The sequence below is a fragment of the Amycolatopsis bartoniae genome (assembly GCF_014191255.1).
Classification (GTDB): Bacteria; Actinomycetota; Actinomycetes; order Mycobacteriales; family Pseudonocardiaceae; genus Amycolatopsis_E; species Amycolatopsis_E bartoniae.
In genome coordinates this window covers 468,487-481,902 of the sequence record NZ_JACHWH010000002.1, presented here as the reverse complement: position 1 = coordinate 481,902, position 13,416 = coordinate 468,487, and the positions used below count along the sequence as shown (strand labels likewise).

Here is a 13,416-nt window from a genome sequence, read left to right as displayed (position 1 = left end):
GCGAACTCGGGCGGTGTCAGGACTTCTGCGCCGCCCGTGTTCGTTAGGGTCGAATGCAAGATCTCAAACTTCGAAGGACGTCCACAGTGGATCTCCGCGCCGGAGGTCCACGGCGGCGAAAAGGCAGGCAGACGTGACGCAGCACATGCCCGAGGCGCGGACCAGCACCGCGGGGCTCAACCTGACCGACTCGGTGTTCGAGCGGCTGCTCGCCGAGCGCATCGTGGTGCTCGGCTCCGAGGTCAACGACGAGGTCGCCAACCGGATCACCGCGCAGCTGCTGTTGCTGTCGGCGGAGGACTCCGAGTCCGACATCCGGTTCTACATCAACTCGCCCGGTGGCTCGGTCACCGCCGGCTTCGCCATCTACGACACGATGCAGCTCATCGAGCCGGACGTGGCGACGTACGCGATGGGCCTGGCCGCCTCGATGGGGCAGTTCCTGCTGTCCTCGGGCACGCCCGGCAAGCGGTACGCGCTGCCGCACGCCCGCATCCTGATGCACCAGCCCTCCGCGGGCGTCGGCGGCACCGCCTCCGACATCGCGATCCAGGCCGAGGTCTTCGGCAAGTGGAAGCAGGAGCTGGCGCGCATCACCGCCGAGCAGACCGGCCAGACGATCGAGCAGATCATCCGCGACGGCGACCGCGACCGCTGGTTCACCGCCGAAGAGGCCCGCGAGTACGGGTTCGTCGACCACGTGCTCAGCCGGGAGAACCAGCTTCCCTCGCCCAACGGCAGCCACTGACCGGGCGCGGACAAGGAGACAAGACAAATGAGCAACTTCCAGCTTCCGCAGTCCCGGTACATCCTGCCGTCGTACGTGGAGCGCACCAGCTACGGCATCAAGGAGTCGAACCCGTACAACAAGCTGTACGAGGAGCGGCAGATCATGCTCGGCGTGCAGGTGGACGACGCGTCGGCCAACGACGTGATGGCCCAGCTGCTGCACCTCGAGCACGAGGACCCGGACCGCGACATCACGATCTACATCAACTCGCCCGGTGGCTCCTTCACCGCGCTGATGGCGATCTACGACACGATGCAGTTCGTGCGCCCGGAGATCCAGACCGTCGTGCTGGGCCAGGCGGCCTCGGCGGCGGCGGTGCTGCTGGCGGCGGGCACCAAGGGCAAGCGGCTCGCGCTGCCCAACGCCCGCGTGCTGATCCACCAGCCCGCCACCGAGGGCACCTACGGTCAGGTCTCCGACCTGGAGATCCAGGCCAACGAGATCCAGCGCGTGCGGCGCCTGATGGAGACCACCCTCGCCCGCCACACCGGCAAGAGCGAGGAGGAGGTCCGCCGCGACGTCGAGCGCGACAAGATCCTCACCGCCGAGCAGGCCAAGGAGTACGGGATCATCGACGAGGTGCTCTCGTACCGCAAGCTCGCGGGCTGAGACGGGTCCCGGCGGCGGCCCGGTGCGTGTCCTTGCGACCCGGCACCGGTCCGCCGCACTAGGGTCCTTCGGGCGTGCCTCGGGGACCGATGGTCCTCCCGTCCGGGCCCCGAGGCGGGTACCGTCAGGGGCGAGGTTCGATTCCGCTGTCTCGGCGGCGAGGGCAGGTAGACGATTCAGGTGCGCCATCCGGTGCACCGGAGGGGACAGGTCAACGGTCATGGCACGGATCGGCGACGGCGGGGACCTGCTGAAGTGTTCTTTCTGCGGGAAGAGCCAGAAACAGGTGAAGAAGCTCATCGCCGGCCCCGGCGTGTACATCTGCGATGAGTGCATCGATCTGTGCAACGAGATCATCGAGGAGGAGCTGGCGGAAGCCGGCGAGGTGAAGCTCGACGAGCTGCCCAAGCCGCTCGACATCCACGAGTTCCTCGACCAGTACATCATCGGCCAGGCCGACGCCAAGCGGACGCTCGCGGTGGCGGTGTACAACCACTACAAGCGCATCCAGTCCGACGACAAGACCGGTCCCAAGGACTCCAAGGACGAGCCCGTCGAGCTCGCCAAGTCCAACATTCTGCTGCTGGGCCCCACCGGCTGCGGTAAGACGTACCTCGCGCAGACGCTGGCGAAGATGCTGAACGTGCCGTTCGCCATCGCCGACGCCACCGCGCTCACCGAGGCCGGGTACGTGGGCGAGGACGTCGAGAACATCCTGCTCAAGCTCATCCAGGCCGCCGACTACGACGTCAAGCGCGCCGAGACCGGCATCATCTACATCGACGAGGTCGACAAGATCGCCCGCAAGTCGGAGAACCCGTCGATCACCAGGGACGTCTCCGGTGAGGGCGTGCAGCAGGCGCTGCTGAAGATCCTCGAAGGCACCACTGCCTCGGTGCCGCCGCAGGGCGGGCGCAAGCACCCGCACCAGGAGTTCATCCAGATCGACACCACGAACGTGCTGTTCATCGTGGCGGGCGCGTTCGCGGGCCTGGAGAAGATCATCAACGACCGGATCGGCAAGCGCGGCATCGGTTTCGGCGCGGACATCCGCACCCGGACCGAGATCGAGGAGAGCGACATCTTCTCCGAGACCATGCCCGAGGACCTGATCAAGTTCGGGCTGATCCCGGAGTTCATCGGCCGGCTGCCGATCGTGGCGAACGTGACGCACCTGGACAAGGACTCGCTGGTGCGGATCCTCACCGAGCCGCGGAACGCGCTGGTCAAGCAGTACAAGAAGCTCTTCGAGATGGACAACGTCGAGCTGGAGTTCACCAAGACGGCGCTCGAGGCGATCGCGGACCAGGCGGTGCTGCGCGGCACCGGTGCCCGCGGGCTGCGCGCCATCATGGAGGAGGTCCTGCAGCCGGTGATGTACGACATCCCGAGCCGCAACGACGTCGCCAAGGTGGTCATCACCGAGCAGACCGTGCGGGAGAACGTGAACCCCACCATCGTGTCCCGGCAGCCGTCCCGCCGCCGCAGCACGGAGCGCGGCGAAAAGACGGCGTAGAGGCGAAACGAGTACCGGCTCGCGCTCGCTTCGCATCCCGCTCGCCGGGCTCGTTTCGCCTGTCTTCTGGGGTCGAACCCCAGGCCCCGCCGGGGGCAAGCCCCCTGGACCCCCGCCGTGGTTCCGTTGTGTAGGGAGCTGCGGCTGGGCACGGGGTGGCTGCGATCTAGGTTCTGATTGCCGTGCCGGTGCGTAATCGGCCGTTGCCCGAAAGGGTTTCCGGGCGGGCGGATAAGCTACTCGAATGAGCGTCGAGGGGGCAGGTCCCGGTCAGGGGACCGAAACCGCCACGGCCGGTACCGCGGACCCGGACACGGTCGTCCCGGAGGGCCGGGGAGATGTACGCGGGATCAGCGATCTCACGTACCGGATCATCACGCCGTACCTGAGCCACGCGCGCCTCCAGCGCGCTGTGCTGGTGGTGCTGGTCGTGCTCACCGCGGTGTGCCTGCTCGCCACCGGCGTGCGCTTGTCGCCGTTGCCGCTGCTGCCCATCCCGCTGTTCGGGTTCGGCTACTACGCCCTGCGCCGCGTCCGCGCCGCGGGCACCGCCGACCGGCCCCTGCTGCTCTGGTCGTCCCTCGTCCTGGCCGCGATCCTCGTCGGCTTCTGGGCGTTGTCGAGGGTGTCCAGCTGGCTCTGACGCCCGCTACACCCGCGGCACGTGCTTGCCGAGGAAGCTGATCACACTGGGCACCACGGTCCGGTTGAACGAGTCGCCGTGCTTGCCCCGTGCCGTGAACGCCACGGCGGGATGGGTCGCGGCGATGAACTGCCGCACCCCCTGGATGAACTGGTCCTCCGTGCCACACCACACGCCCGTCGGGACGGCGCTCGTCGCCGAGAGGTGCTTCAGCGGGTCCATCGAGGCCCAGTCCGCGTCGCTGTGGAACGCGTTCCGCTTCGACATCTCCTGCCACGACAGGATCAACGCGGGCGCCAGCAGCGCGAGCCCGCCCAGCGGCTGCCGCCGCTCGGCGCGGCGCCGCGCGTAGAGCAGCCCGCCGAACCCGCCCATCGACATGCCCAGCACCGCGAACGGCCTGCCGTCGGTCCCGCCGAGCCCGCGCCGCCGCAGCCACTGCGGCACCTCGTCGAGCAGCATCCGCATCGGGTCGTCGCCGGGCTGGTTCTCGTGCCAGTAGTTGTCCCCGCCGTCCACCGCGACCAGCCCGAACGGGGGCACCGCGTGCCGCGCGACCTGCCCGGCCAGCTCGGTCAGCGTGCCGGTGGGCGCGGCCGTGCGGGCCCGTCCGTGCAGGCCGTGCAGCACCAGCACCATCGGCAGGTTCCGTGGCGGCGACTTGCTCGGCAGCAGCGTGACGAAGTCGATCTCACGACCCCGCGCCGCCGACCACACGCGCTCCACCCGCGCGGACCCGACCTGGCTGACCGGCGTGGTCGACGTGACGCCGAGCGCCCGCTGCACGGCCTCGCTCACCGGCAGCACCCCGGTCGCCGTGCCCGCGGTGAACGCGGCCACCCCCAGCCCGGACGCGCCGGCGATCAGCAGCGACCGGCGGGTGAGGCGAGGCTTGTCCACTGGATCATTCAAGCGTACGGAACCGCCCACGGGAACGGTCAGGAGGCCGCGGCGGCCTTTTCGAGCACGCGCTGCTCACCGGTGTACAGGTTCATGCTCGCCCCGCGCAGGAACCCGACGAGCGTCATCCCGTTCTCCTCGGCCAGCTCCACCGCCAGCGACGACGGCGCCGACACCGCGGCCAGCAGCGGGATCCCGGCCATCGCGGCCTTCTGCACCAGCTCGAACGACGCGCGCCCGGACACCAGCAGCCCGGTGTCGCCCAGCGGCACGCGTCCCTCCAGCAGGGCCCAGCCCAGCACCTTGTCGACGGCGTTGTGCCTGCCCACGTCCTCGCGCACGGCGAGCAGCGTGCCGTCGGCGCGGAACAGGCCCGCCGCGTGCAGCCCACCGGTGCTGGCGAACACCTTCTGCTTCTCGCGCAGGGCGTCAGGCAGCTTCGACAGCACCTCCGGCGTCACCGCGAACCGTGACTGCCCGGGCGGGAACCGCGTCTTCAGTTTCACCGCATCGAGCGCCGCCTTGCCGCACACGCCGCACGACGAGGTGGTGTAGAAGTTGCGCTCCACCCCGGTCTCCGGTGGTGCGACACCCTCGGCGAGTGTCACATCCAACACGTTGTAAGTGTTGCGGCCCTGGTCGTCGACGCCGTCGCAGTAGCGGGCGCCGTACACGTCGTCCGGCGAGCCGAGCACACCCTCCGACAGCAGGAACCCGTGCGCCAGCTCGACGTCGTGGCCGGGTGTGCGCATGGTCACTGCCAGCGCTTTTCCGCCGACCCGGATCTCCAGCGGCTCCTCGGCGGCCAGCGAGTCCGGCCTGCGGCGTTGCCCGGTCTCGGTCAGCATGCGCACCGGCCGCCGCACGGTCACTCGGCCCATGATCCGTCACTCCCCGCCGGGTCTTGCCGAAAGTTCGACAATTAGTTGCTGCATCAACACACTTTCGGTACTACATTGCTGTCACCATCCAGCCTAGGGGAGCATTGCAGTGGCCGTCACCTTCCTGGACCGTTCACACACGGTTGCGCCCGCGAACTGGAGTCGCTGGCTCATCCCACCCGCCGCGCTCTCGGTGCACCTGTCGATCGGGCAGGCGTACGCGTGGAGCGTGTTCAAGCCGCCGCTCGAGAAAGCGCTTCACCTGTCGGGCACGCTGAGCGCGTTGCCGTTCCAGCTGGCGATCGTGATGCTGGGCCTGTCGGCCGCGTTCGGTGGCACACTGGTCGAGCGCAACGGGCCGCGCTGGGCGATGTTCGTGTCGACGAGCTGCTTCTCCGCCGGGTTCCTCATCTCCGCGCTCGGTGCCGCGACGTCCCAGTACTGGCTGATCGTGCTGGGCTACGGGCTGATCGGCGGGATCGGGCTGGGCATCGGCTACATCTCGCCGGTGTCGACGCTGATCAAGTGGTTCCCCGACCGGCCGGGCATGGCGACCGGGATCGCGATCATGGGCTTCGGTGGCGGTGCGCTCATCGCTTCACCGTGGTCGAGCCAGATGCTCGAGTCGTTCGGCGGTACGCCGGGCGGGATCGGCGCGTCGTTCCTGGTGCACGGCGTGGTGTACGCGGTGTTCATGTCGCTCGGCGTGTTCCTGATCCGCGTGCCCGCCGACGACTGGCGCCCGAAGGGCTGGACGCCGCCGCAGACGAACGGCAACGCGCTGATCACCACCGCCAACGTCTCGGCGGCGAACGCGCTCAAGACGCCGCAGTTCTGGTGCCTGTGGATCGTGTTGTGCTTCAACGTGACGGCGGGCATCGGCATCCTGGAGAAGGCGTCGCCGATGATCACGGACTTCTTCAAGGGCACGTCGGTGCCCGTGGGCGCCGCGGCGGCCGCCGGGTTCGTGGCGTTGCTGTCGCTGACCAACATGCTCGGCCGTTTCGTGTGGTCGTCCACTTCGGACTTGATCGGCCGCAAGAACATCTACCGCGGTTACCTCGGGATCGGCGCGGTGCTGTACCTGATCATCGCGCTGACCGGCAATTCGTCCAAAGTGGTCTTCATCCTGTGCGCGATGGTGATCCTTTCCTTCTACGGGGCGGGTTTCGCGACGCTGCCCGCGTACCTGAAGGATTTGTTCGGTACTTATCAGGTGGGTGCGATCCACGGCAGGCTGCTCACCGCCTGGTCGGTGGCCGGTGTGGCGGGGCCGCTGATCGTGAACGCGATCGCGGACAGCGAGAAGCAGGCGGGCAAGCAGGGTCCGGACCTCTACACGACGTCGTTCTACATCATGATCGCGCTGCTGGTGGTCGGTTTCGTCGCGAACGAGTTCGTGCGGCCGGTCAAGGAGCGCTACCACGAGCCGCCGGCCGAGCAGGCGGGCGTGGCGGCCGGAAAGGAAGCGGCATGACCGACGAAACCCGTCGCCCGTGGCTGATGACGCTGGCGTGGCTGTGGGTGGGGCTCCCCTTCGCCTACGGGGTGTACGAACTGATCCGCAAGGTGATCCAACTCTTCGGCGGCTGACGCCCGGGTGGGGTGGCTTTCGGTGGCTGGGGCGGCTTCCGGAGGCCGGGGCAGTTGTCGGTGGGGCTTCCGGTGGCCGGGGCGCTGCCTAGCTGCCTGCGGCGGGGCCGCTGCCCGGTGCGGCTTCTGGGGGCCGGGGCAGCTGCCGGTGGCGGGGCAGCTGCCGGTGGGGCTTTCGGTGGCCCGGGCAGCCACCGGTGGCTGGGATGGACGGTGAGCTGACAACTGCCGGTGGCAGGGATGGCCTGGTGGGGTTTCGGACGTCGAACCTGCCGCCGACTTCCGGTGGCCGGAGGAGATCTTCGGCGAAGGCGATGGCCGTAGTGACCGGTCACCGCCTCCGCTGAGGGATCGCCTCGGTGGCGGAAGCCCTGCGGCGACCGACGCCCCTCTGGTGGCTCTGCCGGGCCAAACCCTCCAGTCGCCGAGCGGAACCTTCCGGCCACCGAGCCAGTCCTCCGGCCACCGAGCTAACCCCTCTGGCCACCGAGCTAACCCCTCTGGCCACCGAGCCAGCCTTCCGGCCGCCGAGCCGAACCGTCCGGTCACCGAGCCAGCCCTCCGACCGCCGAGCCAACCCCTCCGGCCACCGAGCCAGCCCCTCTGGCCACCGAGCCAGCCTTCCGGCCGCCGAGCCGAACCGTCCGACCACCGGAGCCAGCCCTCCGACCACCGGAGCCAACCTTCCGGCTGCCGAGTCAGCCCCCCGCCGCCGTCGAGCCAGCCCCCCGCCTGCCGAGCCGAGCCCGCGGCCACCGAGTCAGCGCTTCGGGGGGCCGGTCAGCTTCTCGATCAGCGCCCGGCGTGCCGAGTGTGCGTGTTCCTCCGCAGCGTCGGCCAGGGGGCCCACATCACCGGAGCGGATGAGGGTTGCCAGCCTCTTGTGCTCGCCCCACGCGGCGGCCCGGTAGCGGTCCCTGCCGAGGCGGATGCGGTGCGACTGGAACAGGTGGACCTGCCACCGCACCGCGCGCCACGCGTCGAGCAGCCTGCGGTTGGCCGCCGCCTGGTAGATGAGCTCGTGGAACTCCAGGTCGAGGGCCAGCACCTGCCTCGCGTCGATCTCCCTGGCCATCCGGGCGACCAACCGGTCCAGCTCGTCCAGCTGCTCGGCGGTGGCCCGCACCGCCGCGGTGACCGCCGCGAGCCGGTCCAGTGCGGCGCGCACCGCGTAGACCTCTTCGACGTCGGCCACGGTCAGGCCGATCACGTGCGTGCCCTTGTGCCACACGCTTTGCACGAGCCCCTCACGCTCCAGCACCGCCAGGCCCTCACGGACCGAACCTCGGCTGACCTGCAGCAACTCCGCGAGCTCGACCTCGCGCAGCGGACTGCCCGGCTCGATCCGCCCCTCGAGGATCTCCTCGCGGATCCGGTCGGCCGCCTCGTCGGCGAGACCACGGCGCTGCGCTGGCTGCATGTTCTAAATGTTGACATTCGGAAGTTTCAAAGGTCAAGCTGAGGACATACGAACAAACCGAAGGAGCAGCCGATGACCCGCCCCGGCTTCCACCTCGCCATTCCGGTGGACGACCTCGCCCGCGCCCGCGAGTTCTACGGGGGTGTGCTCGGCCTGCCCGAGGGACGGTCGGACACGGCCTGGGTGGACTGGAACTTCCACGGCCACCAGGTGGTCACGCACGTCGTCCCCGGTGCACGCCCCGAGTCCGGGCGCAACCCCGTCGACGGGCACGACGTGCCGGTGCCGCACTTCGGGCTGATCCTGAGCGTCGAGGACTTCCACGAGCTGGCGGACAAGCTCCGCGCCGCGGGCACGCGGTTCGTGATCGAGCCGTACCAGCGGTTCGCGGGCGAGCCGGGGGAGCAGTGGACGATGTTCCTGCACGACCCGGCGGGCAACGCGCTGGAGTTCAAGGCCTTCCGCGACGAGTCCCAGTTGTTCGCCAAATGAGCCGCGGAATCCTCGTCACCGGTGCGGCGGCCGGCCTCGGGCGGGCAGTGGCGCGGGCGTTCGCCGAGCGGGGCGAACGCGTCGCCGTGCACTACAACTCGAACTCCGCCGACGCCGAAGCCACGCTGGAATCCTTGCCGGGCAACGGACACGTGCTCGTTCAAGGCGACATCACCGCCGAGCCCCAGCGCATCGCGGACACCGCGGAGGAGGCGCTCGGCGGCGTCGACGTGCTCGTGAACAACGCCGCCGTGGTCACCACGACCGCTACCGCACACCCGCCCGCGGAGACTACTTTCGAGCACTGGCAACAGGTGTGGCGCGACTCGGTGGCCGTCAACCTGCTCGGCGCCGCGGACGTGACGTTCTGCGTCGCGCGGCACATGATCGAGCGCGGCGCACGGGGACACATCGTGAACGTCGGTTCGCGCGGCGCGTTCCGCGGCGAGCCGGACCACCCCGCGTACGGCGCGACGAAGGCCGCGCTGCACGCGATGGGCCAGTCGCTTGCGGTGTCCCTTGCGCCGCACGGCATCTCGGTCGCCTCGGTGGCACCGGGCTTCATCGCGACCGAGCGGGTCGCCGACTGGCTGACCGGGGAGCGCGGCGACGCCCTGCGGGCGCAGAGCCCCTTCGGGCGCGTGGCGGAGCCGGGCGAGATCGCGGACGCCATCGTGTACCTCGCCGCGCCGGGCTCGACGTGGGCGTCCGGCGCGATCCTCGACCTCAACGGCGCCTCGTACCTCAGGACGTGACGCGCTTCTCCAACCGCACCACGACCGCCTTCGACACCGGCGTGTTGGACTTCTTCGCCACGGAACCCAGCGGTACCAAGGCGTTTGCCTCGGGGAAGTACGCGGCCGCGCAGCCGCGGGCCGTCGGGTACGCGACGAGGCGGAAGCGCTCCGCGCGGCGCTCGCCGTCCTCCCACTCCGACACCAGGTCCACCAGCTCGCCGTCCGCGAACCCCAGCTCCGCGAGGTCCTGCGCGTGCACCAGCACCACGCGCCGGCCGTTCTCGATGCCGCGGTAGCGGTCCGACAGGCCGTAAATCGTGGTGTTGTACTGGTCGTGGCTGCGCAGCGTCTGCAACAGCAGCCGCCCCTCGGGCACCCGTGGGAACTCCAGCTCGCTGACCGTGAAGTTCGCCTTGCCCGTGCCCGTGCGGAACTCGCGCGAGTCGCGCGGCGGGCGGGGGAGCACGAACCCGTCCGGCTGCCGCGCGCGCGCGTTGTAGTCGGCGCAACCCGGGACCACGCGGGCGATCCGGTCGCGGATCAGGTCGTAGTTCCCCTCGAACTCCGCCCACGGTACGGCGTGGTCCTCGCCGAACAACGCCCGCGCGAGGCGGCACACGATGGCCACCTCGGACAGCAGGTGCTCACTCGCCGGCTGCAGCCGCCCACGAGAGGCGTGCACGCACGACATCGAGTCCTCGACCGTGACGAACTGATGCCCGCTCGCCTGCACATCCCGTTCCGTGCGGCCGAGCGTCGGCAGGATCAGCGCCGTCTTTCCGGGCACAACGTGCGACCGGTTGAGCTTCGTCGACACGTGGACGGTCAGCTCGCACGCCCGCAGCGCGCGTTCGGTCAGCTCGGAATCCGGTGTGGCGGCGGCGAAGTTGCCGCCCATGCCGAGGAACACCTTGCCGCGCCCGTCGTTCATCGCGCGGATCGCGTCGACCGTATCGAACCCGTGCTTGCGCGGCACCGGAATGCCGAACTCCGTCTCCAGGCTGCGCAGGAACGTCTCGGGCATCTTCTCCCAGACGCCCATCGTCCGGTCGCCTTGCACGTTCGAGTGTCCGCGCACCGGGCACAGTCCCGCGCCCGGTTTGCCGATCATGCCGCGCAGCAGTGCGACGTTCGTGATCTCCTGGATCGTCGCGACGGCGTGCCGGTGCTGCGTCACGCCCATCGCCCAGCAGTACACCGTGCGCTGCGACTCGGCGATCATCCGCGCGATGCGCACGATCTGCTCACGGGACAAGCCCGTCGCCGCATCCATCGCCGCCCAGTCGATTTCGCGCAGGTGCTTGGCGTAGTCCTCGAAACCGTGCGAGGAACCTTCGATGAACTCGTGGTCGAGCACCGTGCCCGGCGCGGCCTCCTCCCACGACAGCAGCAGGTGTCCCACGGCCTGGAACAACGCGAGGTCGCCGCCGAGGCGGATCTGCGCGAACTCGTCGGCCAGCGCGGTGCCTTTGCCGAGCACGCCACGGGGGTTCTGCGGGTTCTTGAACCGCAGCAGACCCGCCTCCGGCAGCGGGTTCACGGCGATGACCTTCGCACCGCCGGCCTTCGCCTCCTCCAGCGCGGACAACATGCGCGGGTGGTTGGTGCCCGGGTTCTGCCCGACCACGACGATCAGGTCGGCGCGGTGGATGTCCGCCAGGCTCACCGAACCCTTGCCGATGCCGGTGGACTCGGTGAGCGCCGCGCCCGACGACTCGTGGCACATGTTGCTGCAGTCCGGCAGGTTGTTGGTGCCGAAGGAACGCACCAGCAGCTGGTACAGGAACGCGGCCTCGTTGCTGGTGCGGCCCGACGTGTAGAACACGGCTTCGTCCGGTGTGGACAGTGCGCGCAGCTTCTCGGCGATGAGTGAGAAAGCGCTTTCCCACTCGATCGGCTCGTAGTGCGTGCCGCCCTCGCGCAGCACCATCGGCTGGGTGAGGCGGCCCTGCTGGCCGAGCCAGTAGTCGGTCCGGTCCGCCAGCTCCGCGACGGGGTGCGCGGCGAAGAACTCGGGGCCCACGCGGCGTTTGGTGGCCTCCTCGGCGACGGCCTTCGCGCCGTTCTCGCAGAACTCCGCGAGCTTGCGGTGCTCGCCGTCGGCCTGCTGCGGCTCCGGCCACGCGCAGCCCGGGCAGTCGAAGCCCTGCCGCTGGTTGAGCAGCCGCAGCGCGCGGACCGTCCGGCCGGCGCCGAGCTGCTCGACACTGCGCAGCAGCGAAACCGCGACTCCGGGCACTCCGGCGGCCCAGTCCTTCGGCTTGGAGACTTCCAGCTGGGCCTCGTCGATGTCGGCCCTCGGTGCGTTGCGTGTCACACCGTCATCTTGCGTTCTTGGCCAGATCTTGACGAGACCGGGTGGCCCGAAGATCGCGGTCGAACGCGGTGACGGCGAACAGCACGACGCCGATCCCGACGAGCGCCCACGCCAGGTGGTGCAGCCCCGCCGACGTGGTCTGCGCGCCGAAACACAGCGCGATCAGCGTCGATGCGCCAATCGCCCCGAGGTACTGGGCGGTGCGGAACAGGCCGCTCGCCGTGCCCATCTGGTCCGCGGGCGCCTGGCCGTAGAGCGCTGTCTGGTTGGTCACACTCGTCAGTCCCTGGCCCAGCCCGAACACCGCGGCCAGCCCGACCAGCGCGACGAACCACGTGCCGGTGCCGACGAACAGCAGCAACGCGGACCCGGCGAGCAGCGCGAGCGAGTTGGTGATCAGCCGGCCGTAGATGCCGTCCGGCTTGCCCGACGCGGCGGCCGCGAGCACCGCGACGGCCGACATCGGCAGCAGCAGCACGCCCGCACCCTCCTCGCTCAGGTCACGGGCGGTCTCCAGCCACTGCACGTAGCCGAACATGATCGAGTACACGATGAGGAACGCCAGCGCCTGGCGCAGGTACGTCCGCAGCAGGGGAGTGTTGCCCGCCAGCATCCGCAGGTCGACGAAGGGCCGCCCGGTGCGCAGCTCGGTGCGGACGAAGACGGCGGCCAGCACCACCGCGACCCCCAGCAGGTACAGGTCGTCGAGGGCGGGTTCCATCACGAACAGCAGCGCCACGAGCAGGCTCGCCGAGAACAGGACGATGCCCGCGACGTCGATGCGTTCGTGGCTGAGGTTCGCGCGGTCGTCCTTCGGTACCCAGAACAACGCCAGCAGCAGGGAGATCCCGGCGAGCGGGATGTTGACCGCGAAGATCGCGGGCCAGCCGAACAGCCCGATCAGCGCGCCGCCGAGCGTCGGCCCGATCACCATGACCGTCTGCGAGGACATCGCGAGCACCGACAGCACGCGGCTCGGCACGCCCCGGCCCGCCGCGTCGGCCGTTCTGCGCAGGACCGCCATCGCGGCGGGGAAGCCGGCGCACGTCCCGACGCCGAGCACCGCGCGGACGGCGATCAGCCAGCCGAGGGAGAACGCCATCAGCCCGCCGATGCCCGCGAGCATCACGATGACCGCGCCGGTCAGCAGCACGCGCCGCGCGCCGAAGCGGTCGACGAACAACCCGACCACCGGCTGGCCGACGGCCGTCGCGAGGTACAGCGACGTGATCAGCCACGCCGTCTGCTCGGGGCGCGCGCCGAACGAGTGCGCGATCGGCACCAGCGCGACGGCGATCAGGGTCGAGTTGATGGGGTTGAGCACCGCGCTGGCCACCAGTGGGGTGACCAGCCTGGGGCCGAAAAGTCCCGGGGTTCGCGTCGCCGTCTGCGTCGCCGTCGTCCTCACCACTCCCAAAGCCACTGTTGATCGATTTGCGCACGGTGCGGGTAGCGGAACCTCAGACGCCTTCTCGCTCCGGGATCGCCTCCTCATGAATGCCAATTCACCACGTCGGC

At 69.7% G+C, this 13,416-nt stretch carries 13 protein-coding genes; 8 read left to right on the top strand and 5 right to left on the bottom strand.

What is annotated here, in order from left to right; all coding sequences use genetic code 11:
- Positions 1-13 precede the first annotated feature (13 nt).
- The 4 genes from FHX82_RS14190 (at position 14) to FHX82_RS14175 (ending at position 3,558) form a co-directional block, all read left to right on the top strand.
- On the top strand, positions 14-748 hold the full coding sequence (locus FHX82_RS14190) for a ClpP family protease (protein WP_261377265.1): 735 nt from the start codon (positions 14-16) through the stop codon (positions 746-748).
- A 27-nt stretch (positions 749-775) separates the two neighbouring features.
- Entirely contained in the window at positions 776-1,399 is a 624-nt protein-coding gene (locus FHX82_RS14185; RefSeq protein ID WP_145938487.1) for an ATP-dependent Clp protease proteolytic subunit, read from the top strand.
- 220 nt (positions 1,400-1,619) lie between these two features.
- Positions 1,620-2,915, top strand: a complete 1,296-nt coding sequence (gene clpX / locus FHX82_RS14180; RefSeq protein WP_145938488.1) for an ATP-dependent Clp protease ATP-binding subunit ClpX — start codon at positions 1,620-1,622, stop codon at positions 2,913-2,915.
- Positions 2,916-3,159: 244 nt separating this feature from the next.
- Positions 3,160-3,558 (top strand): hypothetical protein, encoded by a 399-nt coding sequence (locus FHX82_RS14175; RefSeq protein WP_145938489.1) that lies wholly within the window; start codon positions 3,160-3,162, stop codon positions 3,556-3,558.
- 6 nt (positions 3,559-3,564) lie between these two features.
- On the opposite strand, the gene FHX82_RS14170 is transcribed toward FHX82_RS14175, so the two are convergent.
- Together FHX82_RS14170 and fdhD are read right to left on the bottom strand one after the other, a co-directional pair.
- Positions 3,565-4,458: an alpha/beta hydrolase gene (locus FHX82_RS14170; RefSeq protein ID WP_229880888.1), complete on the bottom strand. Its 894-nt coding sequence runs from the start codon at positions 4,456-4,458 to the stop codon at positions 3,565-3,567.
- Between the two features lie 38 nt (positions 4,459-4,496).
- Positions 4,497-5,339 (bottom strand): formate dehydrogenase accessory sulfurtransferase FdhD, encoded by an 843-nt coding sequence (gene fdhD / locus FHX82_RS14165; protein WP_145938491.1) that lies wholly within the window; start codon positions 5,337-5,339, stop codon positions 4,497-4,499.
- A gap of 109 nt (positions 5,340-5,448) precedes the next feature.
- On the opposite strand from fdhD, the gene FHX82_RS14160 reads away from it, so the two are divergent.
- Complete coding sequence (locus FHX82_RS14160; protein ID WP_145938492.1) at positions 5,449-6,816, top strand: L-lactate MFS transporter; 1,368 nt, start codon at positions 5,449-5,451, stop codon at positions 6,814-6,816.
- Complete coding sequence (locus FHX82_RS38165; RefSeq protein ID WP_444541923.1) at positions 6,813-6,932, top strand: MFS transporter small subunit; 120 nt, start codon at positions 6,813-6,815, stop codon at positions 6,930-6,932. Before FHX82_RS14160 ends, FHX82_RS38165 begins: the two co-directional genes overlap by 4 nt.
- 760 nt (positions 6,933-7,692) lie before the next feature.
- Here FHX82_RS38165 and FHX82_RS14155 read toward each other — a convergent pair.
- Positions 7,693-8,352 carry a GntR family transcriptional regulator gene (locus FHX82_RS14155; RefSeq protein ID WP_145938493.1) on the bottom strand — a complete coding sequence of 220 codons (660 nt, stop codon included), beginning with the start codon at positions 8,350-8,352 and terminating at the stop codon, positions 7,693-7,695.
- 72 nt (positions 8,353-8,424) lie between these two features.
- On the opposite strand from FHX82_RS14155, the gene FHX82_RS14150 reads away from it, so the two are divergent.
- A complete protein-coding gene (locus FHX82_RS14150) occupies positions 8,425-8,844 on the top strand; it encodes a VOC family protein (protein ID WP_145938494.1) in 420 nt (139 codons plus the stop codon).
- Entirely contained in the window at positions 8,841-9,599 is a 759-nt protein-coding gene (locus FHX82_RS14145) for an SDR family NAD(P)-dependent oxidoreductase (RefSeq protein WP_145938495.1), read from the top strand. Before FHX82_RS14150 ends, FHX82_RS14145 begins: the two co-directional genes overlap by 4 nt.
- On the opposite strand, the gene FHX82_RS14140 is transcribed toward FHX82_RS14145, so the two are convergent.
- Positions 9,589-11,898, bottom strand: coding sequence for an FdhF/YdeP family oxidoreductase (locus FHX82_RS14140; protein ID WP_145938496.1), 2,310 nt, complete (start codon positions 11,896-11,898; stop codon positions 9,589-9,591). The two genes, FHX82_RS14145 and FHX82_RS14140, sit on opposite strands and share 11 nt — an antisense overlap.
- A gap of 4 nt (positions 11,899-11,902) precedes the next feature.
- On the bottom strand, positions 11,903-13,234 hold the full coding sequence (locus FHX82_RS14135; protein ID WP_229880946.1) for an MFS transporter: 1,332 nt from the start codon (positions 13,232-13,234) through the stop codon (positions 11,903-11,905).
- Positions 13,235-13,416 lie beyond the last annotated feature (182 nt).